21 protein-coding genes are annotated in these 23,569 nt (G+C 63.0%); 15 read left to right on the top strand and 6 right to left on the bottom strand.

Going from position 1 to position 23,569, the window contains the following annotated elements; translation table 11 throughout:
• A partial coding sequence (gene thiL, locus GNZ13_RS02300; protein ID WP_172160119.1) for a thiamine-phosphate kinase occupies window positions 1-996 on the bottom strand: 996 nt, incomplete at its 3' end.
• 207 nt (window positions 997-1,203) lie between these two features.
• Between thiL and GNZ13_RS02295 the strand changes: the two genes are divergently transcribed.
• From GNZ13_RS02295 to GNZ13_RS02285, 3 genes are all read left to right on the top strand, one after another.
• Window positions 1,204-3,543 (top strand): NADP-dependent malic enzyme, encoded by a 2,340-nt coding sequence (locus tag GNZ13_RS02295; protein ID WP_172160117.1) that lies wholly within the window; start codon window positions 1,204-1,206, stop codon window positions 3,541-3,543.
• 417 nt (window positions 3,544-3,960) lie between these two features.
• Window positions 3,961-4,377 (top strand): ribonuclease, encoded by a 417-nt coding sequence (locus GNZ13_RS02290; RefSeq protein WP_172160115.1) that lies wholly within the window; start codon window positions 3,961-3,963, stop codon window positions 4,375-4,377.
• 16 nt (window positions 4,378-4,393) lie between these two features.
• Window positions 4,394-4,954 carry a barstar family protein gene (locus tag GNZ13_RS02285; RefSeq protein WP_172160113.1) on the top strand — a complete coding sequence of 187 codons (561 nt, stop codon included), beginning with the start codon at window positions 4,394-4,396 and terminating at the stop codon, window positions 4,952-4,954.
• 226 nt (window positions 4,955-5,180) lie between these two features.
• On the opposite strand, the gene GNZ13_RS02280 is transcribed toward GNZ13_RS02285, so the two are convergent.
• The 3 genes from GNZ13_RS02280 to speE all read right to left on the bottom strand — a co-directional run bounded on the left by GNZ13_RS02280 (window position 5,181) and on the right by speE (window position 7,470).
• The gene (locus GNZ13_RS02280; RefSeq protein WP_172160111.1) at window positions 5,181-5,921 is read right to left on the bottom strand and encodes a 16S rRNA (uracil(1498)-N(3))-methyltransferase; all 741 of its coding nucleotides are present in this window, start codon (window positions 5,919-5,921) and stop codon (window positions 5,181-5,183) included.
• Window positions 5,922-5,940: 19 nt separating this feature from the next.
• Window positions 5,941-6,354 carry a VOC family protein gene (locus GNZ13_RS02275; protein WP_172160109.1) on the bottom strand — a complete coding sequence of 138 codons (414 nt, stop codon included), beginning with the start codon at window positions 6,352-6,354 and terminating at the stop codon, window positions 5,941-5,943.
• Window positions 6,355-6,468: 114 nt separating this feature from the next.
• Window positions 6,469-7,470, bottom strand: a complete 1,002-nt coding sequence (gene speE / locus GNZ13_RS02270; RefSeq protein ID WP_328807161.1) for a spermidine synthase — start codon at window positions 7,468-7,470, stop codon at window positions 6,469-6,471.
• 382 nt (window positions 7,471-7,852) lie between these two features.
• Between speE and tkt the strand changes: the two genes are divergently transcribed.
• Both tkt and gap read left to right on the top strand, forming a co-directional pair.
• The gene (tkt, locus tag GNZ13_RS02265) at window positions 7,853-9,874 is read left to right on the top strand and encodes a transketolase (RefSeq protein ID WP_172160107.1); all 2,022 of its coding nucleotides are present in this window, start codon (window positions 7,853-7,855) and stop codon (window positions 9,872-9,874) included.
• Window positions 9,875-9,971: 97 nt separating this feature from the next.
• Window positions 9,972-10,982, top strand: a complete 1,011-nt coding sequence (gene gap / locus GNZ13_RS02260) for a type I glyceraldehyde-3-phosphate dehydrogenase (protein WP_106285226.1) — start codon at window positions 9,972-9,974, stop codon at window positions 10,980-10,982.
• A gap of 79 nt (window positions 10,983-11,061) precedes the next feature.
• On the opposite strand, the gene GNZ13_RS02255 is transcribed toward gap, so the two are convergent.
• Window positions 11,062-11,754: a FadR/GntR family transcriptional regulator gene (locus tag GNZ13_RS02255; RefSeq protein ID WP_172160105.1), complete on the bottom strand. Its 693-nt coding sequence runs from the start codon at window positions 11,752-11,754 to the stop codon at window positions 11,062-11,064.
• A 226-nt stretch (window positions 11,755-11,980) separates the two neighbouring features.
• Here GNZ13_RS02255 and GNZ13_RS02250 point away from each other — a divergent pair, with 226 nt between their 5' ends.
• The 3 genes from GNZ13_RS02250 to GNZ13_RS02240 all read left to right on the top strand — a co-directional run bounded on the left by GNZ13_RS02250 (window position 11,981) and on the right by GNZ13_RS02240 (window position 14,979).
• A complete protein-coding gene (locus GNZ13_RS02250; protein WP_172160103.1) occupies window positions 11,981-13,309 on the top strand; it encodes a C4-dicarboxylate transporter DctA in 1,329 nt (442 codons plus the stop codon).
• 133 nt (window positions 13,310-13,442) lie between these two features.
• Complete coding sequence (alc, locus tag GNZ13_RS02245) at window positions 13,443-14,453, top strand: allantoicase (RefSeq protein WP_172160101.1); 1,011 nt, start codon at window positions 13,443-13,445, stop codon at window positions 14,451-14,453.
• A 13-nt stretch (window positions 14,454-14,466) separates the two neighbouring features.
• Window positions 14,467-14,979: an ureidoglycolate lyase gene (locus tag GNZ13_RS02240; RefSeq protein ID WP_172160099.1), complete on the top strand. Its 513-nt coding sequence runs from the start codon at window positions 14,467-14,469 to the stop codon at window positions 14,977-14,979.
• A 171-nt stretch (window positions 14,980-15,150) separates the two neighbouring features.
• On the opposite strand, the gene fur is transcribed toward GNZ13_RS02240, so the two are convergent.
• Complete coding sequence (gene fur / locus GNZ13_RS02235) at window positions 15,151-15,579, bottom strand: ferric iron uptake transcriptional regulator (protein WP_012434340.1); 429 nt, start codon at window positions 15,577-15,579, stop codon at window positions 15,151-15,153.
• Window positions 15,580-15,737: 158 nt separating this feature from the next.
• Between fur and bamE the strand changes: the two genes are divergently transcribed.
• The 7 genes from bamE to holA all read left to right on the top strand — a co-directional run bounded on the left by bamE (window position 15,738) and on the right by holA (window position 23,445).
• Window positions 15,738-16,574 (top strand): outer membrane protein assembly factor BamE domain-containing protein, encoded by an 837-nt coding sequence (gene bamE / locus GNZ13_RS02230; RefSeq protein WP_172160121.1) that lies wholly within the window; start codon window positions 15,738-15,740, stop codon window positions 16,572-16,574.
• 197 nt (window positions 16,575-16,771) lie between these two features.
• Window positions 16,772-17,569, top strand: a complete 798-nt coding sequence (gene dapB / locus GNZ13_RS02225; protein ID WP_172160097.1) for a 4-hydroxy-tetrahydrodipicolinate reductase — start codon at window positions 16,772-16,774, stop codon at window positions 17,567-17,569.
• A 78-nt stretch (window positions 17,570-17,647) separates the two neighbouring features.
• Window positions 17,648-18,370, top strand: a complete 723-nt coding sequence (locus GNZ13_RS02220; protein ID WP_172160095.1) for a MotA/TolQ/ExbB proton channel family protein — start codon at window positions 17,648-17,650, stop codon at window positions 18,368-18,370.
• 24 nt (window positions 18,371-18,394) lie between these two features.
• Entirely contained in the window at window positions 18,395-18,826 is a 432-nt protein-coding gene (locus GNZ13_RS02215) for an ExbD/TolR family protein (protein WP_172160093.1), read from the top strand.
• A 187-nt stretch (window positions 18,827-19,013) separates the two neighbouring features.
• Window positions 19,014-21,608: a leucine--tRNA ligase gene (gene leuS / locus GNZ13_RS02210; protein WP_172160091.1), complete on the top strand. Its 2,595-nt coding sequence runs from the start codon at window positions 19,014-19,016 to the stop codon at window positions 21,606-21,608.
• 91 nt (window positions 21,609-21,699) lie between these two features.
• The gene (locus GNZ13_RS02205; protein WP_172160089.1) at window positions 21,700-22,251 is read left to right on the top strand and encodes an LPS-assembly lipoprotein LptE; all 552 of its coding nucleotides are present in this window, start codon (window positions 21,700-21,702) and stop codon (window positions 22,249-22,251) included.
• Window positions 22,252-22,323: 72 nt separating this feature from the next.
• Window positions 22,324-23,445, top strand: coding sequence for a DNA polymerase III subunit delta (holA, locus tag GNZ13_RS02200; RefSeq protein ID WP_172160087.1), 1,122 nt, complete (start codon window positions 22,324-22,326; stop codon window positions 23,443-23,445).
• Window positions 23,446-23,569 lie beyond the last annotated feature (124 nt).

Below are 23,569 nucleotides of genomic sequence, written 5' to 3'. Positions count from 1 at the left end.
GTCTGCATGGAAGTGGTCGAAGCCTTGCAACGTCAAAGTGAGGGGCGCGCCAGCGGCGTTCTGCCAACTGATCGCCGGGTGGTCGGCCGCCGATTGAAGAGCGCTTATTGTACCGATGCGGGTAACCGGTATCGCTACCTCGCGGCCGGCTGCTTCGACCTTGGCGCGCGCCGCAACCGGTGCGGTGAAGCACAGCTCGTAGTCGTCGCCGCCGGCTAGCGTGCAACGTTGCTGGATCTCGGGTGGGAGGCGGCGCAGCGCGGCCGAACGCGGCACCGCGTCGACGTCGACCGTGGCCTGCACGTTCGAGCGTTCCAGAATGTGCAGCAGGTCGCCGGCAAGCCCGTCCGATAGATCGAGTGCTGCGCGCGCGATGCCCCGCAACGCGAGACCAAGGAAGATCCGCGGCTCCGGGCGTTCGAGGGCGTGACGAAACGTCGCAGTGTCGCTGGCATCTGCGGACCACTCGCCGCGCTGCACGCCGAGGCCCGCACGTGCGTCGCCCAGCGCGCCGGAGATCCAGATGTCGTCGCCCGGTTGCGCGGCGTCGCGGCGCAGCGCAACTTGCGGCCGCACGCTGCCGAACACGGTGATGCACAGATTCAACGGCCCACCGGTCGTGTCGCCGCCGATCAGATCGCAGCCGTAGCGCCCAGCCAGCGCGAAGAGGCCATCGCTGAAGGCGGTCAGCCATGCCTCGTCGGCTTTGGGCAAGGAGAACGCAAGGGTGAACGCCTGCGGCCGCGCGCCCATCGCGGCCAGGTCCGACAGGTTCACTGCGAGCGCCTTGTGACCGAGCGCCTCGGGATCGATATCGGGAAAGAAGTGGCGGCCTGCTACCAGCATGTCCGTCGATATCGCCAGCATTTCTCCCGGGCGCGGTGCGAGCAGGGCGCAGTCGTCGCCGATGCCGAGCGTGCCTTCAGCAGCACGGGACGACTCGGCGGCGGCGCGGCGGGCGAAGAAACGATCGATCAGCGAAAACTCGGAGAGCATGGTGGCAATGGGTGAACGGATAAGCGCAACGAAAAACCGCTAACGGCGCGCATTGTACGGAGATGCTCGCGGGTAAACACTCTATTCGCACTCAACTCCGATTCAACGAGTAGTTGGCCTGAAGCGCGCCACCTCTGCCTTTCGCTATGTTTCGGTCGCGGCAGTTGTACCCGTATTGAAGGAATTGAGTCGGCAATTGGGGCTACAATGCCGTCGAACGTCTATTCTAATCCGCCCTTCGAAGCCCGCCTTATGTCGACTCCCGTCAATAGCAAACTCCGCGAAGCCGCCCTCGATTACCACGAGTTCCCGACCCCCGGGAAGATCGCGATCGCCCCGACCAAGCAGATGATCAACCAGCGCGACCTTGCGCTGGCGTACTCGCCGGGCGTCGCGTTCGCGTGCGAGGAAATCGTTGAAAACCCGCTGAATGCCGCCCGTTTCACCGCGCGCAGCAACCTGGTCGGCGTCGTCACGAACGGCACCGCAGTGCTGGGTCTCGGCAACATCGGGCCGCTCGCCTCGAAGCCGGTCATGGAAGGCAAGGCCGTCCTGTTCAAGAAGTTCGCCGGCATCGACGTGTTCGATATCGAGCTGAACGAGTCCGATCCGCACAAGCTGGTCGAGGTGATCGCCGCGTTGGAGCCGACCTTCGGCGGTATCAACCTCGAAGACATCAAGGCGCCGGACTGCTTCATCGTCGAACGCGAATGCCGCAAGCGCATGAAGATTCCGGTGTTCCACGACGACCAGCATGGCACCGCCATCGTCGTCGCGGCGGCCATCACCAACGGTTTGAAGGTGGTCGGCAAGGACATCAAGAAGGTCAAGCTGGTGTCGTCCGGCGCGGGTGCGGCGGCGCTGGCGTGTCTGGATCTGCTGGTCGACATCGGCCTGCCGCTCGAAAACATCACCGTCACCGACCTGGCCGGCGTGGTCTACAAGGGCCGCGTCGAGCTGATGGACCCGGACAAGGAACGCTTCGCACGCGAAACCGACGCTCGCACGCTCGCTGAGGCGATCGGCGGCGCGGACATTTTCCTGGGTCTCTCGGCCGGCGGCGTGCTGAAGCAGGACATGGTCAAGCAGATGGCTGACAAGCCGCTGATTCTGGCGCTGGCCAACCCGACCCCGGAAATCCTGCCGGAACTGGCGCTCGAAGTGCGTCCGGACGCTGTGCTCTGCACGGGCCGCACGGACTACCCGAACCAGGTGAACAACGTGCTGGTGTTCCCGTTCCTGTTCCGCGGCGCGCTGGATGCGGGCGCGACGACGGTGACGCGTGAAATGGAAATCGCTGCGGTCAATGCGATTGCCGAGCTGGCACGCCAGGAGCAGAGCGATATCGTCGCGACCGCGTACGGCATCCAGGATCTCTCGTTTGGTCCGGCATACCTGATTCCGAAGCCGTTCGACCCGCGCCTGATCGTCAAGGTCGCACCGGCGGTGGCGAAGGCCGCGATGGATTCGGGCGTTGCCGAGCGTCCGATCGAGGACATGGAAGCGTACGAACAGCATCTGCAGCAGTTCGTGTATCACAGCGGCACGACCATGAAGCCGATTTTCCAGCTGGCGCGTAGCGTCGAGCCGGAGAAAAAGCGCATTGTGTTCGCGGAAGGCGAAGAAGAGCGCGTGCTGCGCGCCATGCAGATCATCGTCGACGAAAAGCTCGCGAAGCCGATCCTGATCGGCCGTCCGGCAGTGATCGAGCAGCGCATCTCGCGTTACGGTCTGCGTCTGGTCGCAGGGCAGGACTACATGGTCGTGAACACCGACCATGACGAGCGTTACCGCGCCTTCTGGCAGGAATATCACAAGATGATGTCCCGCAAGGGCATCACCGAGCAGATGGCGAAGCTCGAAATGCGCCGCCGCACCACGCTGATCGGCGCCATGATGGTGGAGAAGGGCGAGGCGGACGGCATGATCTGCGGCACGGTATCCACCACGCATCGCCACCTGCACTTCATCGATCAGGTGATCGGCAAGAAGGAAGGCGCGAAGGTTTATGCGGCGATGAACGCGCTGGTGTTGCCGAACCGCCAGATTTTCCTGGTCGACACGCACGTGAACGTCGATCCGACGCCGGAACAGCTCGCCGAGATCACGATCATGGCAGCCGAGGAAGTGCGCCGCTTCGGTATCGAACCGAAGGTCGCCCTGCTGTCGCATTCGAACTTCGGTTCGAGCAATGCGCCGACCGCGCAGAAAATGCGCGACACGCTGGCGATCCTGCGCGAGCGCGCGCCGGAGCTGCAAGTGGACGGCGAAATGCACGGCGACCTCGCGCTCGACGCGAACCTGCGCCGCGAAGTGCTACCCGACTCGACGCTCGAAGGCGACGCGAACCTGCTGGTGCTGCCGAACATCGACGCGGCCAACATCTCGTACAACCTGCTGAAGACCGCCGCGGGCAACAACATCGCGATTGGTCCGATGCTGCTCGGCGCGGCCAAGCCGGTGCACGTGCTGACGGCTTCGGCCACGGTTCGCCGCATCGTCAACATGACGGCGCTGCTGGTTGCAGACGTGATCGCGTCCCGCTGATCCTTGATCCGGGGCTGAAGCGTGGCGTCGCGACTAAAGCGCCATGCAAAAAAAAGGCGTGCCCGCAATGGGCACGCCTGCGGGTGAGCGGGGGATAGCCACCCTGAAAAAGGCTGAATGAGGCCATTCCGCCTTCGAGAGACTGCGGGAATCGCAAGGCTTTCACTGCAGGGAATGGACTGCGCAATGGGTGCTCTACGGGTCTGAGCCTGTCCCAATTTGCTCAGGCAGGTCAATTTTAGCCTGCGCAGGCTAAATATTCTGTCAAAAGTCGTCAAAGCCTGTTCCGTGGCTCTTTTCCGCGTAATTGGAAGCTTTTGCCTGTCCGGTGAACGTTGATTCTGTGGGGTTTTAGCGATACCCTTACGGCTTTCATGGTCGTCAAACTCGTGATCTAACAGCGGGGAACCTTGATTCATGGCACGCAAGTGGCAGCACATTAAAGGCGTGCTGATCGGTGCTTTGACGCTCTGCGCTTTATCTGGCTCCGTGCCTGGCGCGTTTGCGCGCGACTACACGGCACCCGCCGATACACAAGCACAGGTGCAGGGCACCATCGCGGCGGCGCAGTTGCCGCGCGAAGGGGTCAATACATTGAACTTGATTGCCGCGGGCGGGCCTTACCCGTATGAGAAGGACGGCATCGTATTCGGCAATCGCGAACGGTTGCTGCCGCCGCATCGGCGCGGCTATTACCACGAATACACCGTTCCCACGCCTCGCTCAAGAAACCGCGGGGCGCGTCGCATCGTCTGCGGAGGTCCGCTACAGCGGATCGACAACTGTTATTACTCGGACGACCATTACACCAGTTTTAATCGTATTGTTGAATGACATCGGGATGAACGGCATGAGCGACAACGTCTACGCGCACGACTCCGGAGTCGCGACGGATCTTTTCGCGGCCGGCGACGGCAATTTGTTCCAGCGCGTCATGCGGATGCGCGCCGGCGACCAGGGCCGGGATAACCAGAGCGAAGCCAGCACTGTGCTTTCTTCGAACGAGGAGCCCATGAGTCTTTTCAAGACCGTACGACCGAACATCGTACAGTCGATCCGCGCGTTTCGCGTGCAGGATCTAGCTGACGAGGCCAATCAACTCGGTCAGCATTTTCTGTATGCGTACTGCGCGAATGCTCAGTCCAAACAGGAAGTGCTGGAGACCATTGCTACGTCGTTCCTGTTTCCGAAGCATTTCGGCAAGAATTACGACGCGCTCTACGATTGCCTGACCGATCTGGTCCATAAGGCAGGCACGCAGCCCGGGTTCGTGATCGTGCTCGAGCAGTTGCCGGTCGCGCAAAAGTTCGACAAAGAAGGGCGCGAGACGCTACTGGACGTGTTCCGCGAAGCGTCCGAGTTCTGGGCTGAGTGCAAGGTGGCGTTCCGGGTGTTTTATTCGTTTGCCTAAGGTCTGCCCGAGCGGTTTGCCGGAACACTGCCTGCCGTCGCAAAAAGAAAAAGAATGGCCCGCCAATTGGCGGGCCATTCTTTTGTTGCTTGAATCAGGGGCTTCTAAGTCACCGCTTCATTTAGCTTGGCTTGGCTCCAAGGCGGGACAGCTTGACTAGCTTCGCTCTCGCCTACCGCTTCGCTTGATTAAACCCAAGCTTGTCGCCAACGACGCGTAAGTTGGCTTACCAGGCGCCCCAGCGAGCTGCCAGCGCCGCAAGCACGGCGATGCCCGCGGTTTCCGTGCGCAACACACGCGGACCGAGACCGACTGCGGTAAATCCGTGATCGGTCGCAGCGGCTTCTTCCGCAGCCGAAAAACCGCCTTCCGGGCCGACCAGCACGGTCACGCGCCCGAACGGCGGATTGACAGGCAGCGCCGAAAAACTGATGCTGGCGCGCGGCGACAGCAGAATGCGCATCTCGCCTTCTTCAGGTGTGCGAGGCAGCGCGCCGAGCCACGTGGCGATTTCACGCACCGGCATCACTTCCGGTAGGCGATTGCGCCCGCACTGTTCGCACGACGCCCGCACGATACCCTGCCAGTGCACATGCCGCCGCTGTGCGCGGTCGCCGGAAAGACGCACGACGCTGCGCGTGGTGGTCAGCGGCACGAAACACGATGCCCCGAGTTCGACTGCCTTCTCGATGAGCCAGTCCATCTTGTCGCCGCCGGCAATGCCCTGCGCGAGGGTGAGGTGATACGGCGCTTCCACTTCGATATTGCGGAATTCGTGAATTCTCACCTTGGCCGAGCGGCGTTCGACTTCGACGAGTTCGGCGCTGTATTCGCCGCCTTCGCCGTTAAAAAGCACGATCGAATCGCCGGGCTGCAAACGCAGCACGAGGATGTGGCGCGTGACGTCATCGGGCAACTGCATGATGTCGTCGGGCTTGAGAGGCGTACCGACGAAGAAGCGAGGCATCAGAAAAATACTCATTAGTTCAGGAAAGGTGACGAGCGAGCGCCCAACGGTAGCCGTCCAGATCTTCGACCTGGGCAAACCGGTCGCCCCAGAACTGATCCTGTGGCTCGCTCAGCGATTTTGCGCCGGCGGCTAGCGCCCGCGTGTAAACCGCGTCGACATCGTCGACATAGACATAAAACGATTGCGGCGCAATCGCGCCCGCGCTTTTGGGTGTTTTCGCCGCCGAGCCGAACGCGCCTTCCGGCGCGAACATCACGATCAGCTGGCCTTGATAGGTCATCTCGACATGCATGACGACACCGTCGTCCTGGACGCTATCACGTTCTTCGAAGCCGAATGCCGCTTCGAAGAACGCGGTCGCGGCACGTGCGTCGCGCACCGTCAGATAGGGGGTCAACCAGGGCACACCGGCTGGGCGGGAGGCGGTCATGGGGTTCTCCGGATCTATTGGGGTTGCGGGATGCATGCTGCAAGGCCGGACGGGCGGTCACGTATCGATATACCGATAGCGCGCCCCGACCGAACCGTGCATTTTGCCCACGCGTTAGCTTGATGGCTTTAAGAATTGACTTAGTTTATCGCGCACGGACCGGGAAGCCGAGAACAGTCCGGCGTGCAGGGCCGGGTCGTAGTGCTTCAGCGAGTCGATTTTGCGCGCGGCAAGACGCCGGGCGAGTGCTTCGGCGGTGAGGGCGGCGGGGTCGAGCGTGTCGCTGGCGGTCGCCATCATCCAGAGCGAGCCGTAGAGCGGGATGAAGGTGTGCATCGTGCGCACGATGGCGAATGTGTCGCGCAGATCGTCGAGCAGGCCGGCAACGCGTTCGGCATGGAAGTACGGCGAGCCGAGATGCAGCGAGAGCACGGCGCCGGGGCTCATGACGCGCTTGAGCTGCATGTAGAAGTCCGGGGTGTATAGGCCCGCGGCGGGCGAGTCAGGCGGCGTCAGGTCGAAGACGACGAGATCAAACTGGGTGGTGGCCGTAGCTAATCCCCGAGCCGCAGCGCGTGCCTGTGCCGCAGCCGGTCCGGCCGCGTGAGCCGAATCCGATGCCGTTGCGGTGTCTGCTGCCACCTGGGCGGCCGCCGCATGTGCGGCCCCCGCTTCGGCGGCCGCCGCGACGTAATGCGCAGCGTCGCCGACCACCAGCTCGACGCGCGGATCGTCGAAAGCGCCACCCTGCACCTCGGCCAGATACTCGCGGGTCATGCGCACGACTTCGGCATCGAGTTCCGCCACCACGATCCGCTCGATGCTGGGGTGCTTCAGCAATTGCCGCGCGGCGCCTCCATCGCCGCCGCCCAGCACCAACGCTGTTTTCGGCGAAGGATGCGCCAAAGCGGCCGGATGCACCATGCATTCGTGGTAGATGAATTCGTCGCCGGTCGAGGTCATCGGGCGGCCATCGAGCGTAAACATTCGGCCGAGCTGCGGCGTGTCCCACACCTCGATACGCTGGTAGGTCGAATCGACGTGCGCAAGCCGCCGCGCGTTCGGAAATCCGTAGACTGCATCGGCGGTGGGTTGGAACAGCAGGGGAGCGCTCACGGATGGCGGGCTCCGTTCGGAGCGCGGTGGGTTGGTGTCACTCAATTGTAAAGGCGCAAGCGCGGCGCGGCCCCGGTCCGCATGCAGCGCCGGCCCGAAACTGGCGCGCGGTCAGCCAGGAATCAGCGCGCCGCGAGACCAAGAGCCAGACCAAGAGCCAGACCAAGAACCAGCGCGCAGCCAGCCAGGAACCAGGCAGCGACGCGGCCTTGCGCCCAGGGGGCCGGTGAACGTTCTGTTAGAATGTCACGCTTTCAGCCTTGTCCGTTTGCTCTGCCCGTTTCGCGTCTACTGGCGCCGCACCGTGCGCCGAAGTGGACTGGCATTCGAGCATCCGGGCCTCAAGCGCGCACCGCTTTCTGACTCTGTCTCCGGACTCGACATGACGACCCCGTCTCCCGCACACACCTCCCTGATGGCCAACGCAATCCGCGCGTTGTCCATGGATGCTGTTCAAAAAGCGAATTCCGGCCACCCCGGCATGCCGATGGGCATGGCCGAAATCGGCGTGGCTCTGTGGTCGCGCCATCTGCGCCACAATCCGAAGAACCCGCAGTGGGCCGATCGCGACCGTTTCATTCTGTCGAACGGCCACGGCTCGATGCTGCTGTATTCGTTGCTGCATCTGACCGGCTACGATTTGCCGATGGAAGAGCTGAAGAACTTCCGCCAGATGCATTCGAAGACGCCGGGTCACCCGGAATACGGCATCACGCCGGGCGTCGAGACCACCACCGGCCCGCTCGGCCAGGGTCTGGCAAACGCAGTTGGCATGGCCCTCGCCGAATCGCTGCTCGCCACCGAATTCAACAAGCCTGATGCCAAGATCGTCGACCATCACACGTATGTGTTCGTCGGCGACGGCTGCCTGATGGAAGGCATCTCGCACGAAGCCTGCTCGCTCGCGGGCGTGCTGAAGCTGAACAAGCTGATCGCGTTCTACGACGACAACGGCATCTCGATCGACGGCGAAGTGGTTCACTGGTTCCACGACAACACCCCGAAGCGCTTCGAAGCGTACGGCTGGAACGTGATCCCGAACGTGGTCGGCCATGACGTCGACGCGGTCGACGCCGCGATCAAGCAGGCTAAGCTGTCGGACAAGCCGACGCTGATCTGCTGCAAGACCGTGATCGGCGAAGGCGCGCCGACCAAGGCCGGCAGCCACGACTCGCACGGCGCGCCCCTCGGCGACAAGGAAATCGCGGCTACGCGTGAGGCGATCGGCTGGAAGTGGGAGCCGTTCGTGATTCCGCAGGAAGTCTATGCAGCGTGGGACGCGAAGGAAGCCGGCGCGCGCATCGAATCCGACTGGGATAAGGCGTTCGCAGCGTATGCCGCGAAGTACCCGCAGGAAGCCGCTGAATTCAAGCGACGCGACGCGAAGCAATTGCCCGCCGACTGGAAAGAAAAGGCCAAGGCCATCATCGCCGGAGCGAACGAACGCAAGGAAACCGTCGCAACGCGTAAGGCTTCGCAACAGGCTATCGAAGGTCTGTCGGCCGTGCTGCCGGAACTGCTCGGCGGCTCCGCTGATCTGACCGGTTCGAACCTGACCAACTGGAAGGCCGCCAAGCCGGTGCGTGTGAACGCTGAAGGCAAGGCCGCCGGCAACTACGTGAACTACGGCGTGCGCGAATTCGGCATGAGCGCCGCGATCAACGGCGTCGCGCTGCATGGCGGCTTCAAGGCCTTCGGCGGCACGTTCCTGACGTTCTCGGACTACAGCCGCAACGCGCTGCGCGTCGCCGCGTTGATGAAGGCGCCGTCGATCTTCGTGTTCACGCACGACTCGATCGGTCTGGGCGAAGACGGCCCGACCCACCAGTCGATCGAGCACGTCGCAAGCCTGCGTCTGATCCCGAATCTGCAAGTGTGGCGCCCGGCCGATACGGTCGAAACAGCGGTGGCCTGGACCCACGCGGTCGAGCATCACGGCCCGTCGTGCCTGATCTTCAGCCGTCAGAACCTGCCGTTCTCGGAGCGTACCGACGCGCAGATCGCCAACATCGAGAAGGGCGGTTACGTGCTGCGCGACTGGAACGACGAGATCGTCGCGCGCAAGGTCATCCTGATCGCCACCGGTTCGGAAATCGAACTGGCGTTGAACGCGGTCGAGCCGCTGGCTCGTGAAGGCATCGCGGCACGCGTCGTGTCGATGCCGTCGACCACGGTGTTCGACAAGCAGGACGCCGAATACCGCGAACGCGTGCTGCCGCACGGCGTGCGCCGCGTCGCGATCGAAGCGGGTGTCACGGATTTCTGGCGCAAGTACGTGGGTCTGGAAGGCGGCGTGGTCGGCATCGACACGTTCGGCGAATCGGCCCCGGCTGGCGTGCTGTTCAAGCATTTCGGCTTCACCGTCGAGCACGTGGTAGCGACGGCAAAAGCCGCACTCGGCTGATCTCGAACAAGCGGTTGCCGCATGCGTGTGAACGCGCGGCAACGCTGTCAGTCAGACGAACCTGGACGTATTTTTTTCAGCCATCAGGAGATAGACCATGACGATTCGCGTCGCAATCAACGGCTACGGCCGGATCGGCCGCAACACGCTGCGCGCCTTCTATGAAAACGGCAAGAAGCACGATATCGAAATCGTCGCCATCAACGATCTTGGCGATGCCAAGACCAACGCTCACCTGACGCAGTACGACACCGCGCACGGCAAGTTCCCGGGCGAAGTCTCGGTGGACGGCGACTACCTGGTCGTCAACGGCGACAAGATCCGCGTGCTGGCGAACCGCAATCCGGCAGAACTGCCGTGGGGCGAGTTGAACGTCGACGTCGTGATGGAATGCACGGGCTTTTTCACGACCAAGGAAAAGGCCAGCGCGCACATCAAGGGCGGCGCAAAGAAGGTCATCATCTCGGCGCCGGGCGGTAAGGACGTCGACGCAACGATCGTCTACGGCGTGAATCACAACGTCCTGAAGGCATCGGACACGGTGATCTCGAACGCATCGTGCACGACCAATTGCCTGGCACCGCTCGTCAAGCCGCTGAACGACAAGATCGGCCTGGTGAACGGCCTGATGACGACGATTCACGCTTACACGAACGACCAGGTTCTGACGGACGTGTACCACGAAGACCTGCGCCGCGCGCGCTCGGCCACGCACAGCCAGATCCCGACCAAAACCGGTGCTGCATCGGCAGTGGGTCTCGTGCTGCCGGAACTGAACGGCAAGCTGGACGGCTACGCGATTCGCGTCCCGACGATCAACGTGTCGGTTGTCGACCTGTCGTTCATCGCCGCGCGCGACACGACGGTCGAAGAAGTCAACGCGATCATGAAGGAAGCGTCGGAAGGCTCGCTGAAGGGCATCCTCGGCTACAACGAGGCGCCGCTGGTCTCGATCGACTTCAACCACAACCCGGCTTCGTCGACGTTCGACGCAACGCTGACCAAGGTGTCGGGCCGTCTGGTGAAGGTGTCGAGCTGGTACGACAACGAGTGGGGCTTCTCGAACCGCATGCTGGACACGGCTGTGGCACTGGCCAACGCGAAGTAAGCTGTTTGCTTTGTATGCCCTGCGGCCTGCGCGGCCAGCAGGGCAGAAAGACAAAAGCCGCTCCTCGGAGCGGCTTTTTTTACGCCTGCGGCGTCGGGAAATAGACGCCGGCGCGCTGTGCGGCGTTCGAGATATGGGTTTCGATCGCCTTACCGGCCGCGGCGGAATCCCGCGCCTTAAGCGCATCGAGAATGGCCCGATGCTCGGTGTACGTGGACAGCACCAGTTCACGCCGGTAGAACGGCATCCGCTGGCTTTCCTTCATGATTTCCGCAGCGCTGCTCAGAATCGACTCGATCGCCGCGTTGCCGGCAATGCTCACGATGCGCATGTGAAAGTCGTAGTCGAGGCGCGCGGCTTCGTCGAGTTCGTCGCAGGCGAGCGCCGTCTGCATGGCAGTGATGTTGTCTTCGAACCAGGCGAGGTCGGAATCGGTGACAGCCAGCGCCGCCATGCGCGCGATAAAGCCTTCCAACGCGAAACGCATCTGGTAGGTATCCGGCAGCGACGACTGCTCCGCGAAGCGCCATGATTGCGCGGCCGTAGCCTGTGCGCTTTCCACATACACGCCCTTACCGGGGCGGATCATCAGCAGGCCGAGCGCTTCAAGTGTCGAGAGCGCCTCGCGCAGCGATGCGCGGCTGATCGCCAGTTCTTCGGAGAGCTGACGCTGCGCCGGTAGCAAACTGCCCACCGGATAGACGCCCGCTTCGATCCGTTCGCGGATGGTCGCGATGGCGGCATCGGTGACGGTATGCGGAACGTTTTTCATCGTGGCTCACTTGGGTGCGCGGTCTGACCAGCATTGTAATACGCGTTCTGAACGCTCGTACGGACGTCGTTACACACGCACAATCCGGCCCCGGAACGCTGGGAAAGGAACGGGTAAACACCGTGTTTAGAATCCTTGACGCCAGTATATCGGCTTCCTACTATTCGAGATAACAGAACTGGTCGGACCAGTCTGAACAGATGTGAATCGTAACCAGGAGAAAGTCGTGTTGAAATTCTTCAATTCGCTGTTTGGCCGGGTCGTCATAGCGCTGGTCGCGGGCATCGTGATCGGTGCCGTGTTCCCGCATTTCGCCCAATCGCTACGCCCGCTCGGCGACGGCTTTCTCAAGCTGATCAAGATGGTGATCGGTCCAATCGTCTTCTGCGTGGTGGTGAGCGGCATGGCGCATGCCGGCGATCTGCGCAAAGTCGGCCGCGTTGGCCTGAAGGCGGTGATCTACTTTGAGATCATGACGACGATTGCGCTCGTGATCGGCGCGGTGCTCGCCTACGCGACGCGGCCTGGCGTCGGCATGAACATCAACCTGCATTCGCTCGACCCCGCTTCGCTGTCCACCTACACCGAGCACGCGAAGAGCCTCAAGGACACGGCCGGCTTTCTGCTGAAGATCATCCCCGACACGGCGATCAACGCATTCGCGACCGGCGACATCCTGCAAATCCTCGTGTTTTCGGTGCTGTTCGGCTCGGCGCTGTCGCTGTTGGGCAATAAAGCGCAGCGCGTCAGCAGCCTGATCGACGAGCTTTCGCAGGTGTTCTTCCGCGTGATGGGTTTCATCATCAAGCTCGCGCCGCTCGGCGTGCTCGGCGCGATCGCATTCACGACCGGCACCTACGGCGTCGAGTCGCTCAAGCAACTCGGCATGCTGGTGCTGGTGTTCTACGCGAGCTGTTTCGTGTTCGTCGCGGTCGTGCTGGGCATCGTGATGCGTCTGGCCGGTTTCAGCGTCTTCAAGCTGATCCGCTATCTGCGCGAAGAGCTGTCGATCGTGCTCGGCACGGCTTCTTCAGACGCCGTGCTGCCGCAGATCATGCGCAAACTCGAGTGGATGGGCGTCAAGGATTCGACCGTCGGTCTGGTCATTCCGACTGGCTACTCCTTCAATCTCGATGGGTTCTCGATCTATCTGACGCTTGCGGTGATTTTCATCGCGCAGGCCACCAATACGCCGCTGTCCATCCATGACCTGATCGTGGTGGTGCTGGTGTCGCTGGTGACGTCGAAGGGCGCGCACGGCATTCCCGGCTCGGCAATCGTGATTCTGGCCGCGACGCTGTCCGCGATTCCGGCGATCCCAGTGCTCGGGCTCGTGCTGATTCTGCCGGTCGACTGGTTCGTCGGTATCGCCCGTGCGCTGACCAACCTGATCGGCAACTGCGTGGCAACCGTGGTGGTCGCCGTGTGGGAAAACGATATTGACCGGGCGCGCGCCCATCGCGTGTTGAACCGTGACCAAGCGCTGCGCTATGTGCCCGCAGGCGAAGACGCAAGCGCCGAGCCGACCGCCGGTGAACATGTACCGGCCGTCTGAAAAAGCACGATCACGCCGCACTGTGACCAGATTCATCGCTATTCAACAGCGCGCCAACGCAGCGCGCGTTCTGCTCCGGCGGATGTTCTGACTCCGCCGGCTCGTCCTAACTTTTCGTCGCCTGACTGAGACTATGGCTAATCCGATCCTCGACCCCAACGCTCCCGCTTTCACCCGTCGCTACATGAACCTCGCCGACCCGCGTCTGGGCGCGCAGGCGCTCCACGCGAGCGACGAATTCTTCGCACCGAAAGAACGCATGCTCGAGCCGCAGCCGGCGGTGTTCATTCCCGGCAAATACGATGGCCACGGCAAGTGGATGGACGGCTGGGAAACCCGCCGCAAGCGGACCACTGGTCACGACTACTGCGTGATCCGGCTCGCGCGGCCGGGCGTCGTCTACGGCGTCGATCTGGACACCAGTCACTTCACCGGCAACTTCCCGCCGGCCGCCTCGATCGACGCGTGCTACGTGGATGGCGACGTTCCGCCCGACAATGCCGACTGGCAAACGCTCGTGCCGGCCACCACGCTGCAGGGCAACCAGCACCATTACGTCGGAGTGAACGACGCCCGCGCCTTCACCCATCTGCGCGTGAATCTGTATCCGGACGGCGGGCTCGCGCGTTTGCGCGTGTATGGCCAGCCGAAGCGCGACTGGGAGCGCGTCGAGCGCGGCACGCTGCTGGATCTCGCCGCGATAGAAAACGGCGCGTACCTTGTCGCCGCGAACAACCAGCATTTCGGGCCGGCCTCGCAGATGCTGATGCCGGGCCGCGGCGTCAATATGGGCGACGGTTGGGAAACGCGACGCCGTCGCGAGCCGGGCAACGACTGGGCGATCGTCGCGCTCGCACGGCCGGGCGTGATTCGCAAGATCGAAGTGGATACGGCGCACTTCAAGGGCAATTACCCCGATCGCTGTTCGCTGCAAGCAGCTTCGGTGACGGGCGGCACGGACGATTCGCTCGTCACGCAGGCGATGTTCTGGCCGGTGCTGCTCGGCGAACAGAAGCTGCAAATGGACCTCGTGCACACGTTCGCGGACGGCATTGCGTCCCTTGGGCCGGTGACACACGTGCGTTTCAACATCTTCCCGGACGGTGGCGTGTCGCGCCTGCGCTTGTGGGGCGAGATTGCATAACGGAGTTGCATCGATGAAAACCTTGCATGTGGAACGTCTGACGCGCGCGGCCTTCGCGCCGTTCGGCGACGTCATCGAACTGGACGGCGCGCGCCATTTCCCGATTAACGGCGGCACGACCGAGCGCTATCACGATCTCGCGAACGTCGACGTGACGGAGAGCGGCGGCCGGCCGCTGATCAATCTGTTTCGCGCGCAGCCTCGCGCGCTGCCGATCGAAATCACCATGATGGAGCGGCATCCGCTGGGCAGTCAGGCATTCATTCCCTTAAAGGCGCGCCGCTATCTGGTGGTCGTCGCGCCGGCAGGCGAATTCGATCCGGCGCAGATGCGGGCGTTCTGGAGCGACGGCTGGCAGGGCGTGAACTATGCCAAAGGAGTTTGGCACCATCCGCTGCTTGCGCTCGATCAGGTGAGCGATTTTGTGGTGGTGGATCGTGGCGGCGAGCAGCCCAACTGCGACGAATGGTCGTTGGCCGAGTCGTGGCGGCTGTTGTTTGAGGCGAGCGTCGAGTTGGCGGAGTAGGCCGGAGTCGCAACGCGGCGGCCATGCCACACGTGCAAAGCGGCGCTAGCATCCCAGCGTGGCTGCAGCGCCGCACACATAAAAAAACCCGGCCGATGAAAATCGGCCGGGTTTTTTCGTCGCCCACCGAACCGCGCACCCCGACGCGGCCGGCATCGCACTCATTCAACGTTAGTGCTTGCGATGCGGGCAATTCTCCTTGGTGCACGCACCGTACAGCGCCAGCGCATGTTCCTGCAGCTTGAAGCCGCGTTCCTTCGCGATGGATTGCTGACGGCTCTCGATTTCGGAGTCGAAAAACTCTTCGACGAGCCCGCAATCGAGGCAGACGAGGTGGTCGTGATGCGACCCTTCGTTCAATTCGAACACCGCTTTGCCCGATTCGAAATTGCTGCGCGAGAGCAAGCCGGCCTGCTCGAACTGCGTCAGTACGCGATACACGGTTGCGAGACCGATATCGAGTTCTTCGTGCAGCAGGTTGCGGTAGACGTCTTCTGCAGTCAGATGGCGCACCGGGCTATGCTGGAAAATCTCAAGGATTTTGAGGCGCGGAAGGGTCGCCTTGAGCCCGATATTCTTGAGATCGGTTGGATTGGTCATGACAAGGGATCCCTAGAGTACAATGCTGGGCTCTCATAGTAATGTGTTTTTGCCGTTCTGGTCATCTTCGATGGAATGAATCTCGCGCGGCTCGTCAGCGGGCCCGCACGGTGAGTGAAATGATTTCAAAATCTCAATTGATCTACCGGGGGAGCCGCATGCGGGGTACCTTGATCGCTGTTGCGACTGTCGCGGTTCTTGCCGGATGTTCCACCTACGACAGCCTGACGCAGCGCGTTGCCCAGAGCATTACGCCGTACCGTATTACGGTGGTGCAAGGCAATTTCGTCTCGAAAGAGGCGGCTGCGCAGATGCAGGTCGGCATGTCGCGCGCGCAGGTTAAGCAGTTGCTCGGCACGCCGCTGCTGACCGACATGTTCCACGCGGACCGCTGGGACTACGTGTTCTATTTCAAGCGCGGCTCGACTAACGTCGTGCAGCAGCGCGACTTCGTGATCCTGTTCGCGGGCGACACCGTCGCCAGCTGGTCGGGTGGCGAAGATCTGCCTTCCAACCTCGAGTTGCTGGCGGAAATCGACGGTGACAAGCTCGGCAAGAAGAAGGCTGCCGTGCCGAACGTGGCAAGCGCTGCGACTGGCGCTAGCGCGCCGGAGGCTGTAGCGCCGGCTGCCGTGGACACCACGCGTTCGCCGTCCGTCGACGCTGCCGCAGCAGCGGCCGTGCCGTCAACGGACCCGAACGCCGAAGCCGCACAAGCCGCAAATCGGCTGACTAACGCGGTGCAATCGCCGTCGGGCCGTACGCAGTCGTCGGTGCGCTCTACCGCGCCGACCGCCAACGGCGGTGGTATTCCGTCGCAAGGCCCAACGGCCGCCGGGCAGCCGCAGTTCCAGTTCCACCGTCCGCCGCCGCCGCAGGTTCCAGGCACGCAGGAAAATCCGGTGGGACCAACGGGCCCGCAAAGCAGCAACGGCGGCCCGACGCATAACGCGCCGTTGACGTCTTCTTCGTCCACTACGGGAACGGGCGGCTAATCGAGCTGTCCGTGTCTTAATAAGGGAACTGCGAGGACACTGCGCAGGCGCCGCGCACGGGCAACGCGCCATGCGCGGTGCCCGTCAGGCACGCTGCTGTTCCAGTCGGTACGGCGCCCGGGCGTGCTGCCCGCCGCCGCTTTTGCCCGCGTTTGCCGGGCTTTGCGGGGTTTTACCCCTTTCGAACCCTCATAGCCATGAAAATTGCCATTGCTGGCGCATCGGGCCGTATGGGCCGGATGCTCATCGAAACCGTCCTCAACGATTCCGGCGCCACGCTGTCGGGCGCGCTCGACCGTGCGGGCTCCCCGCAACTCGGTCAGGACGCCGGCGCGTTTCTCGGCAAACAGACGGGCGTGCTGCTGACGGACGATATCGAGCGCGTGTTCGCCGAATCCGACTACCTGATCGACTTCACGCGTCCCGAAGGCACGCTGATGCATCTGGAAGCCGCGCAGCGCCACAACGTCAAATTGGTGATCGGCACGACCGGTTTCGACAGCGAGCAGAAAGCGCAACTGCGCGCCGCTGCGTCCCAGATCGCCATCATGTTTTCGTCGAACATGAGCGTGGGCGTCAATGTCACGCTGAAGCTGCTCGAATACGCCGCGAAGCATTTCGCAACCGGCTACGACATCGAAATCATCGAGGCACATCACCGTCACAAGGTCGACGCGCCGTCCGGCACGGCGCTGACCATGGGCGAAGTGATCGCCCACGCGCTCGGCCGCAATCTCGACGACTGCGCGGTCTACAGCCGCGAAGGTGTGACCGGCGAACGCGATCCGTCCACGATCGGCTTTTCGGCGATTCGTGGCGGCGATATTGTCGGCGACCATACGGTGCTGTTTGCCGGCATCGGCGAGCGCATCGAGATCACGCACAAGTCGGCGAGCCGATTGTCGTATGCGCAAGGCGCGCTTCGTGCTGTCCGTTTCCTCGAAGGCCACGATACGGGCTTTTTCGACATGCAGGACGTGCTCGGCCTGCGTTGAGCGTATTACGGGGCCGGTTGCGGCCCCGCCGTGCTCTTTTGTAGCGCCCCTGTAATCACTTTCCACCGGCGAGGTCAGATGGCAGGCAGCAGCGGCATCATCCACTACCTGGAAACCAGCGACGCGATCACGCATGGCGTCGCGTATGTGCTGCTGGCTATGTCGATTGCGAGCTGGTGCTTTCTGATCGTCAAAAGCTGGATCCTCACACGCGCGAAACATCAGGCCATACCGGCGATTGCGCAGTTCTGGCAGGCGTCGACGTTGTCGGACGGCGTCGCGGCAATGAGGCGCGTGGACCGCGAGCGCGTCTTCACGCCGCTCGCCGAGGCCGCGCTGCATGCAGCCGAAGTGGACATTCCCGGCGCGCTGCTCGCCCGCGTCGAGCGCGGCGAGCGGGTATTGCGAGCGCTGCGTCAGGCGCTCAACGCGTCGCAGCGGCGGCTCGAGTTCGGCCAGGTGCTGCTGGCCTCGGTAGGCAGCACGGCGCCGTTCGTCGGCCTGCTCGGCACGGTTTGGGGCATCTATCACGCGCTCGGCAGCATCGCGGCGAGCGGTCAGGCGCAGATCGAAAACGTCGCGGGCCCGGTCGGCGAGGCGCTGATCATGACGGCCTTCGGCCTCGTGGTCGCGATCCCGGCGGTGCTCGCCTATAACGTATTCGGGCGGATGGTGCGGCAGTTGTCGGAAGAGCTCGATGGCTTTGCGCACGATCTGCACGTCTATGTGTGCGCGCCGGCGGATCAGCCCCGGCCCCAGCCTCAGCAAGCCCAAGCCCGGACCCACCAGGTAACCCGCTGAGGCTGGAAGACAGAAGGAGGCGATATGGAATTCGGCGGACTCGAGAAAAAGCAGACGGCTGCGCCGATGGCCGAGATCAACATGACGCCGTTGATCGACGTGATGCTCGTGCTGCTGGTGATTTTTATCATTACCGCGCCTTTATTCACGCACGCGATCCGGCTCGATTTGCCCAAAGTCGCGGCAGCGCCCGCGCGGCAAACGCCGCAAACCATCTCTCTTTCAATCGATGCCGCCGGCAAGCTGTACTGGAACGGCAAGGTCATCACGCTGCAGCAGACGCGCGCGCAATTCGTGGAAGCGGGCAAACAGGCCGACCAGCCGGAGATACAGCTAAGCGCCGAGCGCTCCACGCGTTACGAAGTGATCGCGCAGGTAATGGGCGCGGCGCAACAGGCCGGGCTCGAGCGGATCGGTTTCGTGACCGAACCGCCGCCGCCGGGCGCGAAGCCATAGCGGCGCTAGCGACACCGCCTCCTCTGACGCAACCCGTCGCCCCCGCGCACCACGCCACGCGGCGCACCCGTCCGCGAACGGTATAATCAGCCCTTTCCCTTGCAGAAGGGGAAACGACGCCATTTCATCCAGCAGAGCACCAAGACGGCCGGTGCGTAAGCGCCGAACCCAGCGATCCCATCACACCATGCACGAAAAATACGTTCCCTCCGACGTCGAAGCCGCCGCGCAAGGGCAATGGCGCGCCATCGACGCGTACAAGACATCGGAAACCACTGATAAGCCTAAGTTCTATTGCGTCTCGATGTTGCCGTACCCGTCGGGCAAGCTGCACATGGGGCACGTGCGCAACTACACGATCAACGACGTGATGTACCGCTATCTGCGGATGAACGGCTACAACGTGCTGATGCCGATGGGTTGGGACGCGTTCGGCATGCCGGCGGAAAACGCCGCGATGGCCAACAACGTGCCGCCCGCGCAGTGGACCTACGACAACATCGCTTACATGAAGAAGCAGATGCAGTCCATGGGCCTCGCGATCGACTGGTCGCGCGAAGTCGCGACCTGCAGCCCCGATTACTACAAGTGGAACCAGTGGCTGTTCCTGAAGATGCTCGAAAAGGGCATTGCGTACAAGAAAACCGGCACCGTCAACTGGGACCCGGTCGATCAGACCGTGCTCGCCAACGAGCAGGTGATCGACGGCCGCGGCTGGCGTTCGGGCGCGCTGATCGAAAAGCGCGAAATCCCGATGTACTACATGCGCATCACGCAGTACGCGGATGAACTGCTGAACGACCTCGAAGGCCTCGGCTGGCCCGAGCGCGTCAAGATCATGCAGCAGAACTGGATCGGCAAGAGCTTCGGCGTGAACTTCGGTTTCCCGTATGAAATCGACGGCGAACAGAAGCTGTTGCGCGTGTTCACCACGCGCGCCGACACGATCATGGGCGTGACCTTCTGCGCGGTCGCCGCCGAGCACCCGCTCGCCACGCGTCTCGCGCAAGACAAGCCGGAACTGCAGGCCTTCATCGAAGAATGCAAGCGCGGCGGCGTCGCTGAAGCCGACATGGCGACGATGGAAAAGAAGGGCATGGCCACTGGCTTTTACGTCACGCATCCGCTGACGCAGGAACAGGTCGAAGTGTGGATCGGCAACTACGTGCTGATGAGCTACGGCGTAGGCGCCGTGATGGGTGTGCCCGCACACGACGAACGCGACTTCGCGTTCGTGAAGAAATACGGTCTGCCGATCAAGCAGGTGGTGGCAGTTGAAGGCAAGGAATTCTCCACCGAAGCCTGGCAAGAATGGTATGGCGAGAAGGAAGGCGGCGTCTGCATCAACAGCGGCAAGTACGACGGTCTGAACTACACGCAGGCGGTCGACGCGATCGCCGCCGATCTGAAAGAACTCGGCCTCGGCGACAAGCAGATCACGTGGCGTCTGCGTGACTGGGGCGTGTCGCGCCAGCGTTACTGGGGCACGCCGATCCCGATCATCCACTGCCCGACCTGCGGCGACGTGCCGGTGCCGGAAAAAGACCTGCCGGTGGTGCTGCCGGAAGACCTCGTGCCGGACGGCACGGGCAATCCGCTCGCGAAGTCCGAAGCATTCGTGAATTGCACGTGCCCGACCTGCGGTGGCGCGGCGAAGCGCGAAACCGACACGATGGATACCTTCGTCGATTCGTCCTGGTACTTCTACCGCTACGCGGCGCCGGACGCGAAGACCATGGTCGACGAGCGCACCGATTACTGGGCGCCGATGGACCAGTACATCGGCGGCATCGAGCACGCGATTCTGCACCTCTTGTACTCGCGCTTCTGGGCGAAGGTGATGCGCGACATGGGCTTGATCAAGTTCGGCGAGCCGGCCAAGAACCTGCTGACGCAGGGCATGGTGCTCAACGAAACCTACTACCGCGAAAACGAAGCGGGCAAGAAGACCTGGTACAACCCGGCCGATGTCACCGTCTCGTTCGACGACAAGGGCCGCCCGGTCGGCGCCGTGCTGAACTCGGACGGCCAGCCGGTGGTGCTTGGCGGCGTCGAGAAAATGTCGAAGTCGAAGAACAACGGCGTCGATCCGCAATTGCTGATCGACCAGCATGGCGCTGACACCGCGCGTCTGTTCGTGATGTTCGCCGCACCGCCCGAGCAGCAGCTCGAATGGTCCGGTTCGGGCGTGGAAGGCGCGAGCCGCTTCCTGCGCCGCGTGTGGAGCTTCGGTCACGCTAACGAAGCAGCGCTGCGCGCAGGCGGCAAGTTCGACGCCACGCAACTCGGCGAAGCCGACAAGGTGCTGCGTCGCGAGATCTACAGCGTGCTGAAGCAGGCCGACTTCGACTATCAGCGTTTGCAGTACAACACGGTGGTGTCGGCGGCGATGAAGATGCTCAACGCGCTTGATAGCGCGAAGGGCGCACAACCGGCGGTGCTGCGCGAGACGTACAGCGTGCTGCTGCGCGTGCTGTATCCGGTCGTGCCGCACCAGACGTTCCAGTTGTGGCAGGAACTCGGTTACGCCGACGAATTCGGCTCGCTGCTCGACGCCGCATGGCCGAAGGTCGACGAACAGGCGCTCGAACAGGCCGAAATTGAACTCGTGCTGCAGGTGAACGGCAAAGTGCGCGGCGCGCTCACGGTGGCGAAAGACGCGACACGTGAAGCGATCGAACAGCTCGCCGCTGCGCATGAGGCGGTCGAGAAGTTCAGCGAAGGCAAGGCACCGAAGAAGATCGTCGTGGTGCCGGGCCGCCTCGTGAACGTGGTCGTTTGATCGCCCGCCGGAACATGGCAGCAGACAAGCACCGCTGCGCGCGGCGGCGCTTGTCTCTCGCTGCGGAATCAACTGCGAACCAGGAGCCAATGTGACTCGCAGATCGTTATTGACGCTGGTGTGCAGCGTACTGATGTTGACCGCCTGCGGCTTCCAGCTGCGCGGCCAGCAGGACTACGCATTCAAACGACTCTATATCTCCGGCGGTTCGGCAGCAGCCGGCGCGCGGCTGGCCCGCCTCGTGCAGGGCGGCAGCGACACGGTGGTGGTCAGTTCCGTCGCGAATGCCGACGCAACGTTGCAGATCACCGAAGGCCGCGGCCTCAGTACGCTCACGCTGAACTCGCTCGGCGTCGTCGAAGAGTATGCGATCAATCTCTCGATGAACTACACGCTGGTCGGCAAGGACGGCACGGTACTGATTCCGTCGAGCGTGATCGCGCTAAACCGCGCGATGACTTACAGCGACCAGTTCTCGCAGGCCAAGGCTGCGGAAGCCGAAATTCTGTACGCGGACATGGAAAACGACGCGATCGACCAGCTTACGCGCCGTCTGTCGCTGGTGCGCTCGCTGCATCCGGCGCCGGGTCAGCAGGTGCCGGCGGTTGCGCCGCGCGCGCCGTTGCCGCCGCCGCCGCTGTGAGCGTCGCACTGTGTCTTTGTTTAGCTTGCTGCACTTGCTCATGCACGTGTTTAACCTCGCCGATCGGTAGCCATGCAACTGCGACTTGACGCGCTCGAAGCGCATCTCGCGAAGGGACTCGCCGGACTGTACGTCGTGTACGGCGACGAGCACCTGCTCGCGCAGGAAGCGTGCGACCGGATTCGTGCGACGGCGCGAGCGGCCGGTTTTACCGATCGCTCGGTGTTCACCGTCGAGCGCGGTTTCGACTGGAGTTCGCTGCTGGGTGCGAGTCAATCGATGTCGCTGTTTGGCGACCGTCAACTGGTCGAATTGCGCATTCCGTCGGGCAAGCCCGGCAAGGAAGGCGCGGATGCGTTGAAGGCGCTTGCCGCCGCCGTGAATGATGACGTGCTGACGATGATCACGCTGCCGCGATTGGACGCCGCCACGCAGAAAGCCGCGTGGTTCACCGCGCTGTCCGATGCCGGCGTGGCGCTGAAAATCGATCCGGTCGAGCGCGCGCAGTTGCCGAATTGGGTCGGGCAGCGGCTCGCGGCTCAGGGCCAGCGGGTCGTTGCCGGTGAAGAAGGGCGGCGCGCGTTGGCGTTCATCGCCGAACGTGTTGAAGGCAACCTGCTGGCAGCGCATCAGGAAATCCAGAAACTCGGGCTGCTGTATCCGGCGGGCTCGTTGAGCTTCGAACAGATTCAGGACGCTGTGCTGAACGTCGCCCGTTATGACGTTTTCAAGCTGAACGAGGCGATGCTGGCGGGCGACGTCGGCCGCCTGGCGCGCATGCTCGACGGCCTGCGCGGCGAAGGCGAGGCTGCGGTGCTGGTGCTGTGGGCGGTCGTCGAAGAAGTGCGGACATTGTTGCGGATCAAGCGCGGCGTGGCGGCCGGCAAGCCGCTCGCGATGCTGGTGCGCGAGAACCGCGTCTGGGGCCCGCGTGAGCGGCTGATCGGGCCGGCGCTGTCGCGCGTCACTGAAAGCGCGCTTGAAAAGGCGCTCGCTTTGGCGGCGCGGCTGGATCGGCAGGTAAAGGGATTGTCCGGCGGCACGCCGGGCAATCATCGCAACGATCCGCCGCCCGATCCGTGGGACGGCTTGTTCGAACTGGCTATGACGGTGGCCTCGCCTGCAAAAGCGGCGCCCGTGCCGCCGCCGCGACCTCGTTCAGCGGCAACTGCAGCGGCGCGAAGGCCAGCCTGATCAGGCCCCGCCAGCACGGCTTGTGGCGGCGAGCAAAGCATCGCGCCCCGACTTACAATCGTTTGATCTTTCGCTAATTCTGCCTGTCCGCCGCACTTCGACGTGCGCGGCGCTATGAGACTCA

This window comes from Paraburkholderia elongata (assembly GCF_013177735.1).
GTDB classification, from domain to species: Bacteria; Pseudomonadota; Gammaproteobacteria; order Burkholderiales; family Burkholderiaceae; genus Paraburkholderia; species Paraburkholderia elongata.
Note: the sequence above shows the minus strand (reverse complement) of the source record. Positions and strands in the feature narration are given on the sequence as shown.